The organism is Castellaniella daejeonensis, assembly GCF_039523555.1.
Lineage (GTDB): Bacteria > Pseudomonadota > Gammaproteobacteria > Burkholderiales > Burkholderiaceae_B > Castellaniella > Castellaniella daejeonensis.
This window is the reverse complement of record NZ_BAAAFN010000009.1, coordinates 97,073-112,986: the sequence shown is the minus strand read 5'-3', so window position 1 is coordinate 112,986 and position 15,914 is coordinate 97,073. Positions and strand designations below refer to the sequence as shown.

Sequence of the window (15,914 nt, the reverse complement as noted above, 5' to 3'; positions counted from 1 at the left end):
CCGCCCGCATCCTCTATGAATGAAACGACACATCGCGCACCCAGGGCGCCGCGCCGCCGTTGGTCCTGGAACGATCCGGCCACGCGCGCGCTGATCTACCAGGTCGTGATCCTGGGCCTGGTCGCCCTGGGCGTGTGGTACCTGACATCCAACACGCTGCACAATCTGGCCGCGCGCAATATTTCCACCGGCTTCGATTTCCTGCACGAAGAAGCCGGGTTCGCCATCGGCGAATCGATGGTGCAATATTCGCCCGCCGATACCTACGGCCATGCGGTCGTGGTCGGCCTGCTGAACACCCTGAAGGTCTCCGTGATCGGGGTGATTGCCGCCACATTGTTCGGCACGCTGCTGGGCATCAGCCGGCTGTCCAAGAACTGGCTGATCTCGCGCCTGTCCGGCCTCTACATCGAGGTCATGCGCAACATCCCGCTGCTGCTGCAGCTGTTCTTCTGGTATGCCCTCATCACCGAGATCATGCCCGGCCCCAGGCAGGCGCTGCAGCCCCTGCCGGACGTCTTCGTCTCCAACCGCGGCTTCAAGATCCCCTGGTTCAAGGGCGATGCCATGGACTGGATCTTCGGCGGGCTGGCGCTGGCGATCGTGCTGATCGTGCTGCTGGCCCACTGGGCGCGCCGCCGCCAGGACGCCACCGGCCAGATCTTCCCCCTGGGCCGTGCCGCGCTGGGCCTGCTGGTGATCGTGCCCGTGCTGGCCTTCTGGATCAGCGGCGGTTCGCTCGAAATCGACCGGCCGGAGTTCAAGGGCTTCAATTTCCAGGGCGGCCTGAACATGTCGCCCGAGTTCTCGGCGCTGCTCCTGGGGCTGGTGACCTACACCTCGGCCTTCGTGGGCGAGGTCGTGCGTTCGGGCATCCAGGCCGTCAACCAGGGCCAATGGGAAGCCGCTTCGTCGATCGGCCTGTCGCGGGCGCGCACCTTGCGGCTGGTGATCCTGCCCCAGGCGATGCGGGTCATCATCCCGCCCATGACCAGCCAGTACCTGAACCTGACCAAGAACAGTTCCCTGGCCGTGGCCATCGGCTATCCCGATATCGTGGCCGTCACCAACACCATCCTGAACCAGACCGGACAGGCCATCGAAGGCATCATGATCATCATGGCGGCCTACCTGGTGGTCAGCCTGTCGATCTCGATCTTCATGAACTGGTACAACAAGCGCATCGCGCTGGTGGAGCGATAGATGGACCGCACTCTCCCTGGCACCGATCGCCTGCCCCCGCGCGCCGACACGGGCGTGGTCGGCTGGCTGCGCAGCCGGCTGTTCTCGTCGCCGCTGAACTCGATCCTGACGATCCTGGCCCTGTGGCTGCTGATGCTGGCGATCCCGGCCCTGATCGACTACCTGTTCGTGAAGCCCGACTTCGCCGCCACGACGGCAGCACAGTGCCGTGAAACCGGCGGCTACTGCTGGGCCTTCGTGCGCGAAAAGCACCGCCTGATCCTCTTCGGCATCTACCCCTACGACGAGCAGTGGCGTCCGCTGCTGGCTTCCGTGATCCTGGTGGGCGCGATCGTCTGCAGCTGCATCCGCTGGTTCTGGAAGCCGTTCCTGGGCCTGCTGTGGGTCGTCGCCCTGGTGGCGGTCGGCGTGCTGATGTGGGGTGGCGTCCTGGGCCTGACCTACGTGGAAAACGCCAAGTGGGGCGGCCTGCCGCTGACCCTGATCCTGTCCACCTTCGGCATCGCCTTCGCCTTTCCATTCGGGCTGCTGCTGGCCCTGGGACGGCGCTCGCACATGCCGGGGGTCAAGGCCGTGTGCGTGGTCTACATCGAGCTGATCCGCGGGGTTCCCCTGGTCAGCCTGCTGTTCATGTCCTCGGTCATGCTGCCGCTGTTCCTGCCCGAAGGCTTTTCCATCGACAAGCTGCTGCGCGCCCAGATCGCCATCATCCTGTTCGCGGCGGCCTATGTGGCCGAAACCGTGCGCGGCGGCCTGCAGGCCATCCCCAAGGGCCAGTACGAAGGCGCCGATTCCCTGGGCCTGGGTTACTGGCAGCAGATGCGCAAGATCATCCTGCCGCAGGCGCTGAAGATCGTGATCCCGCCGCTGGTGGGGATCTTCATTTCCCTGTTCAAGGACACGTCCCTGGTGGTGATCATCGGCATCTTCGACCTGACCCAGGCGGCCAAGGCGGCCGTGTCCGACGCCGTCTGGCGCGGATTCAGCACGGAATCCTACTTGTTCATCTCGGTCATCTACTTCATCTTCTGCTACTCGATCTCGCGCTACAGCCTGTCGCTGGAACGCAAGCTTGATCAGGGGCAGCGTCGTTAATCTTCGTGTACAGGCGGGGCCGCTGCCCCGCCGCAGGAGCCTCCGTCCATGTCGGAACCCATCATCCGCCTGCAGAACGTCAACAAGTGGTACGGCCAGTTCCACGTCCTGAAGGACCTGAACCTGGATGTCGCGCCCAGCGAACGCATCGTGATCTGCGGCCCTTCCGGGTCGGGCAAGTCGACCATGATCCGCTGCATCAATCGCCTGGAAGAGCACCAGGAAGGCAAGATCATCGTCGACGGCACCGAGCTGACCAACGACCTGAAGCAGATCGAAGCCATCCGCCGCGATGTCGGCATGGTGTTCCAGCACTTCAACCTGTTCCCGCACATGACCGTGCTGGAGAACCTGACGCTGGGGCCGGTCTGGGTGCTCAAGCAGCCCAAGGCCGAAGCCGAGGCGACCGCCATGAAATACCTTGAACGCGTGCGCATTCCGGACCAGGCCAACAAATACCCCGGCCAGCTCTCCGGCGGCCAGCAGCAGCGCGTGGCGATCGCCCGGTCCCTGTGCATGAACCCCAAGATCATGCTGTTCGACGAGCCGACTTCCGCCCTGGACCCCGAAATGGTCAAGGAAGTGCTGGACGTCATGGTGGAGCTGGCCGAGGAAACCGGCATGACGATGCTGTGCGTGACCCACGAAATGGGCTTCGCGCGCAAGGTCGCCGACCGGGTGATCTTCATGGACCACGGCGAGATCATCGAAGAAAACGTGCCGGACGCGTTCTTCGACAATCCTCAGAACGAACGCACCAAGCTGTTCCTGAGCCAGATCCTGCATTAAGGCAGGGGGCGCCCGGCAGCACGGCCGGGCGGCGATGCGGCGCCCGCGTCCTGCGCGGGGCGCTTCGCCATCCCGCCGGTGCCTTGCACAGCAGAAACGTCTCGTCTTCTTTGGCTGCATCGGCTTACACCGCCGCCTGGCCTTCTTGCTACGCTGTCCGTGTCCGTACAACAAGGAGAACGAGATGCGTACAGCAACGCAACGGGCCGCCCTGTCGGCGGCGATCGGCAGCCTGGCGCTCCTGACGGCCTGCGCCAACATGACGCCCCAGGGCCAGAACACGGCGGTCGGTGCCGGAGCAGGCGCCGCGATCGGCGCGGGGCTGGGGGTGCTGATCGGCGACAGCAGTCAGGCGGCCCTGATCGGCGCTGGCATCGGCACCGTGGTGGGCAGCGTCGTCGGCTACAACTGGAAGACCGTCAAGCAGGACGTCGAGAAATCCGGCGCATCGGATCTGGGGATCGCCGTGATCGAAATGCCCGACGGCACCCTGAAGGTCAACATCCCCAGCAACGTATCGTTCGACACCAACAAGGCCGTGCTGAAGCCTGAACTGCTGCCGGTCCTGGACAGCGTGGCCCGGGCCCTGAGCCAGCATCCTGAACTGCGCGCCAAGGCGATCGGCTATACGGATTCCACCGGGACCGATGCGATCAACGTACCCCTGTCCCAGCGCCGGGCCGGCGCGGTGACGCAGTACCTGGCGGGGCAGGGCGTGGCTGCCGACCGGCTCATGGCCGAAGGCCGCGGCGCCGCCAATCCGGTGGGCGACAACGGCACGGCCCAGGGCCGCGCCCTGAACCGCCGGGTGGAATTGTTCCTGTACGCAGTGAAATAGGCGCGGGCCGCGTCCGGGCGGCCCGGCGGCGCCCCGGATTTCATCCGGGGCGAGCCGGCATCCCGCGCCCGGGGCCTCATGCCTTCTGGTAGATCTCCGCGCCCTGGCTGATGAATTCGGCCGACTTCGCCGCCATCCCCTGTTCCAGGGCCGCGGCTTCGTCCAGCCCGTTTTCCCGGGCATAGTCGCGCACGTCCTGCGAGATCTTCATGCTGCAGAACTTGGGTCCGCACATGGAGCAGAAGTGCGCCACCTTCATCGAATCCTTGGGCAGGGTCTCGTCATGGAAGGCGCGCGCCGTGTCGGGGTCCAGGCCCAGGTTGAACTGGTCTTCCCAGCGGAACTCGAACCGCGCCTTGGACAGCGCGTTGTCGCGGATCGCCGCGCCCGGGTGGCCCTTGGCCAGATCGGCCGCGTGGGCGGCGATCTTGTAGGTGATGATGCCGTCCTTCACGTCTTTCTTGTTGGGCAGGCCCAGGTGTTCCTTGGGGGTCACGTAGCACAGCATGGCCGTGCCGTACCAGCCGATCAGGGCCGCGCCGATGCCCGAGGTGATGTGGTCGTAGCCCGGCGCGATATCCGTGGTCAGCGGCCCCAGGGTGTAGAACGGCGCCTCGTGGCAGTGCTTGAGCTGCAGGTCCATGTTTTCGCGGATCATCTGCATGGGCACGTGGCCCGGCCCTTCGATCATCACCTGCACGTCGTGCTTCCAGGCGACCTGTGTCAGCTCGCCCAGCGTGCGCAGTTCGGCGAACTGGGCCTCGTCGTTGGCATCGTAGCCCGAACCCGGCCGCAGGCCGTCGCCCAGCGAGAAGCTGACGTCATAGGCCTTCATGATCTCGCAGATGTCCTCGAAGCGTTCGTAGAGGAAGCTTTCCTTGTGGTGCGCCAGGCACCACTTGGCCATGATCGAGCCGCCGCGCGACACGATCCCCGTCATGCGGCTGGCCGTCATGGGGACGAACGGCAGGCGCACCCCCGCATGGATGGTGAAGTAGTCCACACCCTGTTCGGCCTGCTCGATCAGCGTATCGCGGAAGATTTCCCAGTTCAGTTCCTCGGCGATGCCGCCGACCTTTTCCAGCGCCTGGTAGATCGGCACGGTGCCGATGGGCACCGGCGAGTTGCGGATGATCCATTCGCGCGTCTCGTGGATGTGCTTGCCGGTGGACAGGTCCATCACGGTGTCGCCGCCCCAGCGGATCGCCCAGGTCATCTTCTCGACTTCCTCGCTGATGTCCGAACGGATGGCGGAATTGCCGATGTTGGCGTTCACCTTGACCAGGAAGTTGCGCCCGATGGCCATGGGCTCGACTTCGGGGTGGTTGATGTTGGCCGGGATGATGGCGCGGCCCCGGGCGACTTCGTCGCGTACGAACTCGGGGGTGATCCGCTCGGGGATGGCGGCGCCGAAGGACTGGCCGGGATGCTGGCGGGTCAGGCGTTCGGCCAGGCGGTCGCCGTCGGGGCCGCTCCGGCGCAGCGATTCGATGTACTGCTCGCGGCGCAGGTTCTCGCGGATCGCGACGAATTCCATTTCGGGCGTGACGATGCCCCGGCGGGCATAGTGCATCTGCGTCACGTTCGCGCCGGCGCGGGCGCGGCGCGGGGGGCGCTTCGTGTCGAAGCGCAGCGCATCCAGCTCGGGGTCGGCCAGCCTGGCGCGGCCGTACTGGCTGGTGAGCCCGGACAGTTCTTCGGTGTCGCCGCGTTCCAGTATCCAGGGCAGGCGTGGGGCAGGCAGGCCCTTGCGGATGTCGATGGCGGCATCGGGATCGGTGTACGGGCCGCTGGTGTCGTAGACGGTCAGCGGGGGATTCGATTCGCCGCCGAACAGGGTGGGCGTGTCGTCCTGCCGGATTTCCCGGAATGGCACGCGGATGTCGGGCCGGGAGCCGGTTTCGTAGATTTTCCGGGATTGCGGCAGCGGTTCGACGGCGGCCAGGTCGACGGTGGCTCGGGCGGCCAGGAATTGCGGATTGGTGTTCAAGGTATAGCTCCAGGTTCGAAAAGGATTTCGGAAGTGGAGCCGAGTCGGGGAGGGAAAAAAGCGCGTTCCGGGGGATGGTTCCGGTATGGATTGAAACCGCGGTGGAAACAGCGCACGCTCCCAGCATCGGCATTATCCGTACTGGTACGAAGGGCCTCTCTCAACACGCCGGCCAGGCCGGCGAGTACCCCTGCGTGTGGAAGCAGTATACCGCCTGCGCAGCGTGGAGGCGGACTATCCTTTCGAAGTCAGCAGGCTGTCGATCAGGGCGCCGACGGCTCTTTCCACCATCAGGCGGTCCTTGCGGGTCAGGGACCAGAATTGCCGGGGCTCGATCGAAGGAAATGGCCAGGCGTGTTCTGCCGGCGCCCCGGCGGCGGGGGACGGCGCCATGCCGCCGGTGCCCCGGCTCAGCCAGTAGATGTCCACTCCCAGGGCCTGGGCCAGGTTCAGCAGTTTCGTCGGCGATTGGCGGGTGCTGTTCTCGTAGCTGGAGATGGCGCTTTGCGACAGGCCGCAGGCGCGTGCCAGGGCCTCCTGCGACAGGCCGCGCAGGAGCCGGGCATGCCGGAGGCGTTGTGCAAAGGTTTCCACGCGCCCATTGGACTAAAAATGATGATCACTATGGTGTTTATGAAATAATACTTTCGTGATATCAAGGGGTTCGCCGGGGGAAGTACATGCGAGACCGCCTGCTCTGGGCGTTGGCGCCGAACGACAATGCCGACCTGATGTACCTGCGGAAGGTGGGGTGCCGTGTGCGGCGCTATGCATCCATCGAGCACGCCGATCGGGATACGATCCGCGCAGACATGCTGGCGTGCGACGCAGCGCTCCTGATGGCGGATCCGGCCGCCAACTGCCGGGCGGCCTGGCTGGCGCGCGACATGGGCCAGCCCCTGGACCTGGTGGCTATCGTGGATTCCCCGCGCCATGGCGAATTGATGGCGCTGCTGCAGGTCGGGGTGGATTGGATCATGCAGCAGGACGATCCGCCGGCCATGCTGGCTTCCGCCCTGCGGGCCCTGCGCCTGCGCCGCCTGGAATACATCGATGACGCGGCAAGCCCGGTGCATGGCATCGGCCCCTGGGTGCTGGAGGCCGAGTGCTGGATCCTGCGGCACCGCGACGGCGCCTCGCTGCGCCTGTCGGTTTCCGAGCGCGCGATCCTGACCTGCCTGTTCGAGGCCCCCGGTCATGTCGCCAGCCACGACATGCTGGACCAGGCCCTGTTCCATGCCTGGCGGCATGTCTCCGAGCGTGCTTCGCACGATCCCAGGCCGTCCGGCATCATCAGCCGCCTGCGCCGGCGGGGGCGGCAGGCCGGCATGGACCTGCCGCTCGAGCCCCTGCGCGGCTACGGCTATGTCTGGGAAATCTGAACCGGCCGCAGCTCAGCGGTAGCGCTGGACGCCCAGGTCGTCGTGGCGGATGTCGGTCGGCTTTCCGGACACGATGTCGGCGATCAGCCGGCCGCTGCCGCAGGACATGGTCCAGCCCAGCGTGCCGTGACCCGTGTTCAGGAACAGGTTGCCCAGCCGGGTCGGCCCCACGATCGGCGTGCTGTCGGGCGTCTTGGGCCGCAGTCCCGTCCAGAAATGCACGTCGCCCGGCGCGTAGCTGCCGGGGAACAGGTCGTTCAGCACCATTTCCAGGGTTCGCTGGCGGCGTGTATCCAGGGCCGTGTCGTAGCCCACGACCTCGGCCATCCCGCCCACGCGGATGCGTTCATCGAAACGGGTCAGGGCAATCTTGTAGGTTTCGTCCAGCAGGGTCGATACCGGGGCGCGTTCCGGATCGGCGATGTCCACCGTGATGGAATAGCCTTTCATGGGGTAGACCGGGATATCGACCACGTCGCGCAGCAACAGCGGCGAATACGATCCCAGGGCGACCACGTAGGCATCGGCCTGCCGCAGCCCCGAGACGCATTGCACGCCCGTGACCCGGTCGCCCGCGATCTGCAGGGCCTGGATCGTCTCGCCGTACTGGAATCGCACGCCTTCGGCTTCGGCCAGCCGGGCCAGGGCCTGGGTGAACAGGCGGCAGTCGCCGGTTTCGTCATCCGGCGTGCGCAGGCCGCCGACCAGCTTGTGGCGCACCTGGGCCAGCGCGGGCTCGTATTGGGCCAGGCGGTCGCCATCGACCAGCTCGTGGGCGATGCCGGCGTCGCTCAGGGCCTGTACGTCGCGCTGTGCGTCGTCCATCTGCTTCTGGGTGCGAAAGACCTGCAGCGTGCCTTGCCGCCGGCCTTCGAACTGGATGCCGGTATCGGCCTGCAGCGCATGCAGGCACTGGCGGCTGTAGGCCGACAGACGCAGCATGCGTTCCTTGTTGACGGCGTAGCGGGCCGGCGTGCAGTTGCGCCACATGTCCAGCATCCAGCGCAGCTGGAACAGACTGCCGTCGGGCCGGATCGTCAGTGGCGCGTGCGGCGTGAACAGCCATTTGAGGGCCTTCAGCGGGATGCCGGGCGCGGCCCAGGGCGAGGAATAGCCGAAGGACAGCTGGCCTGCGTTGCCGAAGCTCGTTTCCTCCGCCGTGCCGTTCTCGCGGTCGATCACGGTGACTTCATGCCCTTGTCGGGCCAGGTAATAGGCGCTCGTGACGCCCACGACGCCCGCCCCTAGAACCAGAACCTTCATGATGAATTCCCAGCGAATTAATTTTTCATGATGATAGGCAATATACCCAGATAAATTTTTATGAAAAAATAAGATTTTCGTGAAAATATACGATCAATGGCTGGCACGGATCCAGGCGCGCAGGACAAAATCCTGGTGCGCCGCATCGAATCCGCGCCACCCGGCAAATCAGCGGGTTTTACGCGGGCGGCATGGCGTTCGATCGTCGGGCAGGCTGCCCGCCCGGGGCGCCGTCACCCAGGAGAATGATCATGCGCGTGCAGAAGGAATCCGTCCATGCCCTGGACAAGATCGACCGCCGCATCCTCGATCTATTGCAGCAGAACGGCCGCCTGTCGATGACCGAACTGGCCGACGAGGTGGGGCTGACCGTGACGCCCTGCATCGAGCGGGTGCGCCGCCTGGAGCGTGACGGCGTGATCATGGGCTACCACGCGCGCGTGTCGCCCGTCGCCCTGGACGCCGGCCTGCTGGTGTTCGTGGAAATCAGCATGTCCAGCAAGTCCGGCCGCACTTTCGAGGAGTTCCGCCGGGAAGTGCTGTGCGTGCCGCAGGTGCTCGAATGCCACCTGGTGTCCGGGGACTTCGACTACATGATCAAGGCGCGGATCAAGGAAATCAGCCAGTATCGCAGCCTGCTGGGCGAGATCCTGCTGCGCCTGCCGGGAGTGACGCAGACCAAGAGCTGCGTGGTGATGGAGGAAGTCAAGGAAACCCAGTTCATCCCGGCGCAGCGCTAGGACGCGGGCGGCCCGGCCTGCGGGCCGCCCGCCACGCGGTTCATTCGGGCGCGCGCTGGGCGCGGGGCCGCGCCACGATCATGTTGTCGCGGTGAATCAGTTCGGGATCGGACAGATGGCCCAGGATTTCCGCGATGCGGGCGCTGGGCTGGCGCAGGATGCGTGCCGTGTCGGCGGACGAATAGTTGATCAGGCCGCGGCCGCATTCCACCCCGTGTTCGTCGACGCAGGCGACCACGTCGCCGCGCTCGAACTCGCCCTCGACGGCGATCACGCCGATGGGCAGCAGGCTGCGGTGTCCCTGGGTCAGTGCGCGCACGGCGCCGGCATCCAGGGTGACGCGCCCACGCAGGCGCAGGTGGTTGGCCAGCCAGCGCTGCCGGGCCGAGCGCACCGGCATGCCGGCGCGCAGTTCGGTGCCGATCGGCTCGCCTGCCGCCAGGCGCTGCAGCACGGCGGGCTCGCGGCCGGAAGCGATGATGGTGTGGCCGCCGCTGTTGGCGGCGCGCCGCGCAGCCAGCACCTTGGTCAGCATGCCGCCGGTGCCGATGGCGCTGCCCGAGCCGCCGGCCATGGCTTCCAGCGCGGGGTCGCCCGCCTGGCCCTGGTGGATGAAGCGCGCGTCCGGATGCTTGCGCGGATCCGCGCTGTACAGGCCCGACTGGTCGGTCAGGATGATCAGCACGTCGGCCTCGATCAGGTTGGTCACCAGGGCGCCCAGGGTGTCGTTGTCGCCCACGCGAATCTCGTCGGTGACGACCGTATCGTTTTCATTGACGATGGGCACCACGCCCAGGGCCAGCAGCGTGTTCAGCGTGCTGCGCGCGTTCAGGTAGCGGCGCCGGTCGGCCAGGTCTTCGTGCGTCAGCAGGATCTGGGCGGTGCGCACGCCGTGGCGGGCGAAGGCAGCCTCGTAGGCCTGGATCAGCCCCATCTGGCCCACGGCGGCGGCGGCCTGCAGCTCGGACATGAGCTTGGGCCGCCGGGGCCACCCCAGGCGCGCCATGCCTTCGGCGATGGCGCCGCTGGACACCAGCACCAGTTGACGCCCCGAGGCATGCAGGCCGGCGATCTGTTCGGCCCATTGCGCGACGGCGTCCAGATCGATGCCCCGGCCTTCGTTGGTGACCAGGGAAGAACCGACCTTGAGGACGAGGCGCTGGGCGTCCTGGGCGACGGAAGGAGAAAGATCCGGACGGGTCATGATGTGGCGGGCGGGACGGGGAACGGGGCGGCGTCCTCAGCGTGCGAAACGCGGGTCGTCCGGCTCATCGGCATCCGGCGCGTGCCCGGCCGTGTCCGCGCCGGGGGATGCGCCATCACGCGTGAAGCGGGGGTCTTCGTCGTGGGCGTGGGCGCTGCGCCGCTGCTCGTCGAGCCAGGACTGCAGCGCGCCGGTCAGGGCCTGGGTGCCGTCTCCGGTCAGGGCGGAAATGCCGAAGACAGGGCCGGTCCAGCCGAGTTCGCGGCACACGCGGTCCTGGACGGCGGCGGGATCCTCGACCATGTCCAGCTTGTTCAGCACCAGCCAGCGCGGCTTGGCGGCCAGGTCCGGGCTGTAGCGTTCGAGTTCGCGCACGATGGCCCGGGCATCTTCCACGGCCTGGGCGCAGGCGTCGATGTCGGGGTCGGGCGAATGCACGTCCAGCAGATGCAGCAGCACGCGGGTGCGGCTGAGATGGCGCAGGAACAGATGGCCCAGGCCGGCGCCTTCCGAGGCGCCTTCGATCAGGCCGGGAATGTCGGCGATGACGAAGCTGTGCGACGGCGAAGTGCGCACCACGCCCAGGTTCGGATGCAGGGTGGTGAAGGGGTAATCGGCGATTTTCGGGCGGGCGTTGGATACGCGCGTGATCAGGGTGGACTTGCCCGCGTTGGGCATGCCGAGCAGGCCCACGTCGGCCAGCACCTTCAGTTCCAGGCGCAGGCGGCGTTGCTCGCCTTCGCGGCCGGGGGTGCACTGGCGCGGTGCGCGGTTGGTGCTGGATTTGAAGTGCAGGTTGCCCAGGCCGCCCGCGCCGCCGGCTGCCAGCGTGACCTGCATGCCGTGGCGGTCCAGGTCGAACAGCATCTCGCCGGTGTCGGCATCGTGGATCATGGTGCCCACCGGCATGCGCAGGACGATGTCGGGTGCGCCCGCGCCGTACTGGTCGGAGCCCCTGCCGTTTTCGCCATTCTTTGCCCGGTGCAGCCGGGCGTAGCGGAAGTCGATCAGGGTGTTGATGTTGCGGTCGGCCACGGCCAGGACCGATCCACCACGGCCGCCATCGCCGCCGTCGGGACCGCCCTTGGGGATGAATTTTTCCCGGCGGAAGCTGGCGACGCCATTGCCGCCCTTGCCGGCGATGACCTCGATGGTGGCTTCGTCTACAAATTTCATGGTGGATACATTCTAATGAAAAAAAAGACCCTGCTGGAAAGCAGGGCCTTTTGCGGATTGCGCAGCGATCAGCTTGCCGCGTTCACCGATACGGTGCGCTTGTTCTGCGCGCCCTTGATGGAGAACTGCACGACGCCATCCACCAGGGAATACAGCGTGTGGTCCTTGCCGATGCCGACGTTGACGCCGGGGTGGAACTGGGTGCCGCGCTGACGGACGATGATGCCGCCGGCCAGGATCTGCTGGCCGCCGTAGACTTTCACGCCCAGTCGTTTCGATTCGGAATCGCGGCCGTTGCGAGTCGAGCCGCCGCCCTTTTTGTGTGCCATGATGAGCTCCTAAATACGATGACCGGATCAGGCCGCAACGGCGTCGATGCGGATCTCGGTGTAGTTCTGGCGATGGCCCTGGCGCTTCTGGTAGTGCTTGCGACGGCGCATCTTGAAGATCTTGACCTTGTCGTGACGGCCTTGTGCAAGAACGGTGGCTTTGACCGCGGCACCTTCGACGAAGGGCGTGCCGATCTTCAGCGTTTCGCCTTCGCCGACGGAAAGAACCTGGTCGAGCGAGATTTCTTGCCCAATGTCAGCCGGTATCTGTTCGATTTTCAGTTTTTGGCCGGCGCAAACGCGATACTGCTTGCCGCCGGTTTTTATGACCGCGTACATGGGGATTTCCTGTGAGAATGCCCGGCGTGGGATGGGATCGGGGGCGGGCAAAAGCCATGCACCGAAAGGCCCCAAAAAGCCCTGGCCGGGTATGCCAAAAAAGGCCAAATCCAATACGGATAAGGCCAAGCCACACATTTTACGCAGAAATCCTTTTGTAAATCAAGTGGTTTCTGTGCGGCAGCCCGTTACGACCGGTAGTCCGCATTGATGCTGACGTATTCGTGCGAGAAATCGCAGGTATAGACCGTGTCGGCCACGTCGCCCCGGCCCAGGGCGACTCGTACCAGGATTTCGGGTTCCGCCATCACGCGCTGGCCGTCTTCCTCGCGGTAGCCGGGATCGCGGCCGCCCTGGGATGCCACGCGCACGTCGCCCAGCCACAGCGTCAGCCTGGAGACGTCCAGGTCTTCGATCCCCGCATAGCCGATGGCCGCCAGGATGCGGCCCAGGTTGGGGTCGGAAGCATAGAAGGCGGTCTTCACCAGCGGCGAATGGGCGATCGCGTAGGCGACCTTCAGGGCTTCGTCCGTCGAGGCGGCCTGTTCGACGCGGATGGTCATGAATTTTGTCGCGCCTTCGGCGTCGCGCACGATCTTCTGCGCCAGATCGCGAGCGGCGGCCGTCAGGGCTTCGGCCAGGGCGGCGAAGCGCGGGTCCTGCTCGGATTCGATGTGCGCGCCGCTGGCGCCGGTCGCGATGAGGATGAAGGAGTCGTTGGTGGATGTGTCGCCGTCCACCGTGATCCGGTTGAAGGACTGGTCGGCGATGCGCCTGGCCAGGCTGCGCAGCAGCGTGGGCGGCAGGCCGGCGTCGGTGCCCAGGAATCCCAGCATGGTGGCCATGTTGGGGCGGATCATGCCGGCGCCCTTGCTGATGCCGGTGATCGTGACCGGGGTGCCGTCCAGGTCGATCCGGGTGGAGTGGATCTTGGGCTGGGTGTCGGTGGTCATGATGCTGTGGGCGGCCTGGAACCAGTGGTCCGGGCGGGCGTCGTCCAGGGCGGCCGGCAGGCCGGCGATCAGGCGGTCCACGGGCAGCGGTTCCAGGATGACGCCCGTGGAGAACGGCAGGATCTGTTCCGGTGCGACGCCCAGGTGGCCGGCCAGCGCGCTGCAGGTGCCGCGGGCGGCCTGCAGGCCGGGCTCGCCGGTACCCGCGTTGGCGTTGCCGGTGTTGATGACCAGGGCGCGGATGCCGGCGCCAGCGGCCAGGTGCGCTTCGCAGACCTGGACCGGCGCGGCGCGGAACCGGTTGCGCGTGAAGACGCCCGCCACCGACGCGCCTTCGTCCAGCAGGATGACGGTCAGGTCGCGTCGTCCCGCCTTGCGGATGCCCGCTTCGGCCGTGCCGATACGAATGCCGGAGACCGGGTGGATGGCGTCTTGCGCCGGGATGATCAGGTTGATGGCCATGGCGGGCGGATCCGTAGCAAAAAAACAGCCCCCATTCTATGCCGAATGGGGGCGTGAAGGAGGGCGCGGACCGGGTGTCAGGTTGCCGGCAGGCGCGCGTAGGCGGATTGCTTCAGGTCGCCCAGCAGGTCGAACAGCGCGGTGCGTGCGGACGGGGCCATGCCGCCCAGCAGGGACTGGATCCATGAGGCGTGCGCGCGCTGCATGCGGCGGTGGTAGCGGCGGCCTTTCAGGGTGAGGCGGATCAGCGAGCTGCGGCGGTCGGCGTCGTCTTTCAGGCGCTCGACCAGGCCGTCTTTTTCCAGCTGGTCGGTGATGCCGGTGATGTTGCCGTTGGTGACCATCATCAGGCGCGACAGTTCGCTCATTTTCAGGCCCTTGGGGGCGTGGGTGAGCTGGGACATCAGGTCGAAGCGCGGCAGCGTGGTCTGGAATTCGGCGCGCAGACGGCTGCGCAATTCGTTTTCGATCAGCGTGCAGCAGCTGAGCATGCGCAGCCACAGGCGCAGATCCTGGGGTTCCTGGCCGGTGACCTGGGTTTCGAGATCCGGCACCGGAGGGGTGACGGAAGGGTGCTGGGTAGCGGCGTATTGGGTGTAGTCGGTCATGACGCGCCTCCTGGCGGACTTGATCAGAGCGTACCCAGTGTAGGAAACCGGTGCAGGCCTGTCCTTGTCCTGCGTCAAGAAACTTGAAGTCCGGATTATTGAGGCCGTGGGGGACTTTGGGCCGGGGCCGCGCGGAACCCGGCCGGGCCCCGCGCGGCGCGCACGCGCTACAGGTGGGCGAAGACCCGGTCGGCCGCGTCCAGCGTGGCCTGGATGACGGCGTCGTCGTGGGTGGCCGAGACGAAACCGGCCTCGAAGGCGGATGGCGCGAAATGCACGCCTTCGGACAGCATGCCGTGGAAGAAGCGCTTGAAGGCTTCGGTATCGCTGGCGGAGACCTCGGCCAGGGTGGTCGGCACGGTGTCGCGGAAATACAGGCCGAACAGGCCGCCCTGCCAATCCCCGCTGAAGGCCACGCCATGGCGCCGCGCGCGTTCGACCAGCCCCTGGATGAGCAGGCCGGTCTGCCGGTGCAGCGAATCATAGAAGCCCGGCTCGGCCAGCCGCCGCAGCGTGACGCGCCCCGCGGCGACGGCCACCGGGTTGCCCGACAGCGTGCCCGCCTGGTAGACCGCGCCCAGCGGCGCGATGCCGGCCATGATGTCGGTGCGGCCGCCGAATGCGCCCACCGGCATGCCCCCGCCGATGATCTTGGCCAGCGTCGTCATGTCGGGCGTGACGCCGCACAGGCCCTGCATGCCCTGCGGGCCGACGCGCAGCCCGGTCATGACCTCGTCGAAGATCAGGATGGCGCCGTGGCGGGAGCACAGGGCGCGCAGGCCTTCGAGGAAGCCGGGCGCCGGGCGCACCATGTTCATGTTGCCCGCGATCGGCTCGACGATGATGCAGGCGATGTCCTCGGGGTAGCGGGCGAAGGCGGCCTCGACGGCGGGCAGGTCGTTGTAGTCCAGCACCAGGGTGTGCTGGACGAATTCGGGCGGCACCCCGGCCGAAGTGGGGTTGCCGAAGGTGAGCATGCCCGAACCGGCCTTGACCAGCAGGCTGTCGGCGTGGCCGTGATAGCAGCCTTCGAACTTGATGATCCTGGAGCGGCCGGTATGGCCGCGCGCCAGCCGGATCGCCGACATGGTGGCCTCGGTGCCGGAACTGACCAGGCGCACCTGCTCGATCGAGGGGATGCGCTCGATGATGGCTTCGGCCAGATCGATCTCGGCCTCGGTCGGCGCGCCGAAGGACAGGCCGTCCGTGGCGGCGGCCTGCACGGCGGCGACGACTTCGGGGTCGGCGTGCCCCAGGATGGCGGGCCCCCAGGAACCGATGTAGTCGATGTAGCGGGTGCCTTCGGCATCCCACAGATAGGGGCCCTGCGCGCGCTGGATGAAGGGCGGCGTGCCACCCACGGAGCGGAAGGCGCGCACGGGCGAGTTGACGCCGCCCGGGATGGCGCGGCAGGCGCGTTCGAAGAGTTCGGTGTTGCGGGACATGACGGAATTCCGGTTGCTGCGGGGTTCAGGAAAGCCCGGTGCAGGTGCATCCGGGCGGGAAGCGTGGCCCCCGCGCCGCGCCTTCGGCTGTCGTGCCT

The 15,914-nt window shown here is 66.6% G+C and carries 16 protein-coding genes; 6 read left to right on the top strand and 10 right to left on the bottom strand.

Annotation, left to right across the window (positions count from 1 at the left end):
* The first annotated feature begins 15 nt into the window (after positions 1–15).
* The 4 genes from ABD022_RS06415 (at position 16) to ABD022_RS06400 (ending at position 3,925) form a co-directional block, all read left to right on the top strand.
* Entirely contained in the window at positions 16–1,203 is a 1,188-nt protein-coding gene (locus ABD022_RS06415) for an amino acid ABC transporter permease (protein ID WP_343820507.1), read from the top strand.
* Positions 1,204–2,298, top strand: coding sequence for an amino acid ABC transporter permease (locus ABD022_RS06410; protein WP_325126654.1), 1,095 nt, complete (start codon positions 1,204–1,206; stop codon positions 2,296–2,298).
* 48 nt (positions 2,299–2,346) lie between these two features.
* The gene (locus tag ABD022_RS06405; protein ID WP_325126656.1) at positions 2,347–3,087 is read left to right on the top strand and encodes an amino acid ABC transporter ATP-binding protein; all 741 of its coding nucleotides are present in this window, start codon (positions 2,347–2,349) and stop codon (positions 3,085–3,087) included.
* A 184-nt stretch (positions 3,088–3,271) separates the two neighbouring features.
* A complete protein-coding gene (locus ABD022_RS06400) occupies positions 3,272–3,925 on the top strand; it encodes a YiaD family glycine zipper/OmpA-like lipoprotein (protein ID WP_325126657.1) in 654 nt (217 codons plus the stop codon).
* 76 nt (positions 3,926–4,001) lie between these two features.
* Here the strand turns inward: ABD022_RS06400 and thiC are convergent, their stop codons facing one another.
* Positions 4,002–5,915, bottom strand: coding sequence for a phosphomethylpyrimidine synthase ThiC (gene thiC / locus ABD022_RS06395; RefSeq protein ID WP_325126659.1), 1,914 nt, complete (start codon positions 5,913–5,915; stop codon positions 4,002–4,004).
* A 234-nt stretch (positions 5,916–6,149) separates the two neighbouring features.
* Positions 6,150–6,509, bottom strand: a complete 360-nt coding sequence (locus ABD022_RS06390) for a helix-turn-helix domain-containing protein (RefSeq protein ID WP_325126661.1) — start codon at positions 6,507–6,509, stop codon at positions 6,150–6,152.
* Between the two features lie 86 nt (positions 6,510–6,595).
* On the opposite strand from ABD022_RS06390, the gene ABD022_RS06385 reads away from it, so the two are divergent.
* Positions 6,596–7,297, top strand: coding sequence for a hypothetical protein (locus ABD022_RS06385; protein WP_343820505.1), 702 nt, complete (start codon positions 6,596–6,598; stop codon positions 7,295–7,297).
* Between the two features lie 12 nt (positions 7,298–7,309).
* Here the strand turns inward: ABD022_RS06385 and ABD022_RS06380 are convergent, their stop codons facing one another.
* Positions 7,310–8,560, bottom strand: a complete 1,251-nt coding sequence (locus ABD022_RS06380; protein ID WP_325126665.1) for a D-amino acid dehydrogenase — start codon at positions 8,558–8,560, stop codon at positions 7,310–7,312.
* A gap of 251 nt (positions 8,561–8,811) precedes the next feature.
* Here ABD022_RS06380 and ABD022_RS06375 point away from each other — a divergent pair, with 251 nt between their 5' ends.
* Positions 8,812–9,300 (top strand): winged helix-turn-helix transcriptional regulator, encoded by a 489-nt coding sequence (locus ABD022_RS06375; RefSeq protein ID WP_325126667.1) that lies wholly within the window; start codon positions 8,812–8,814, stop codon positions 9,298–9,300.
* A gap of 40 nt (positions 9,301–9,340) precedes the next feature.
* On the opposite strand, the gene proB is transcribed toward ABD022_RS06375, so the two are convergent.
* The 7 genes from proB to hemL all read right to left on the bottom strand — a co-directional run bounded on the left by proB (position 9,341) and on the right by hemL (position 15,816).
* Positions 9,341–10,504, bottom strand: coding sequence for a glutamate 5-kinase (gene proB / locus ABD022_RS06370; RefSeq protein WP_325126669.1), 1,164 nt, complete (start codon positions 10,502–10,504; stop codon positions 9,341–9,343).
* Between the two features lie 36 nt (positions 10,505–10,540).
* On the bottom strand, positions 10,541–11,680 hold the full coding sequence (gene obgE / locus ABD022_RS06365) for a GTPase ObgE (protein ID WP_325126671.1): 1,140 nt from the start codon (positions 11,678–11,680) through the stop codon (positions 10,541–10,543).
* Positions 11,681–11,748: 68 nt separating this feature from the next.
* Positions 11,749–12,009 carry a 50S ribosomal protein L27 gene (gene rpmA / locus ABD022_RS06360; RefSeq protein WP_325126672.1) on the bottom strand — a complete coding sequence of 87 codons (261 nt, stop codon included), beginning with the start codon at positions 12,007–12,009 and terminating at the stop codon, positions 11,749–11,751.
* Between the two features lie 27 nt (positions 12,010–12,036).
* Positions 12,037–12,348 (bottom strand): 50S ribosomal protein L21, encoded by a 312-nt coding sequence (gene rplU, locus ABD022_RS06355; protein ID WP_325126675.1) that lies wholly within the window; start codon positions 12,346–12,348, stop codon positions 12,037–12,039.
* 188 nt (positions 12,349–12,536) lie between these two features.
* A complete protein-coding gene (gene argJ / locus ABD022_RS06350; RefSeq protein WP_343820502.1) occupies positions 12,537–13,763 on the bottom strand; it encodes a bifunctional glutamate N-acetyltransferase/amino-acid acetyltransferase ArgJ in 1,227 nt (408 codons plus the stop codon).
* A 77-nt stretch (positions 13,764–13,840) separates the two neighbouring features.
* A complete protein-coding gene (locus ABD022_RS06345; RefSeq protein WP_325126679.1) occupies positions 13,841–14,371 on the bottom strand; it encodes a MarR family winged helix-turn-helix transcriptional regulator in 531 nt (176 codons plus the stop codon).
* Positions 14,372–14,538: 167 nt separating this feature from the next.
* Positions 14,539–15,816, bottom strand: coding sequence for a glutamate-1-semialdehyde 2,1-aminomutase (hemL, locus tag ABD022_RS06340; protein WP_343820500.1), 1,278 nt, complete (start codon positions 15,814–15,816; stop codon positions 14,539–14,541).
* Between the last annotated feature and the right edge of the window lie 98 nt (positions 15,817–15,914).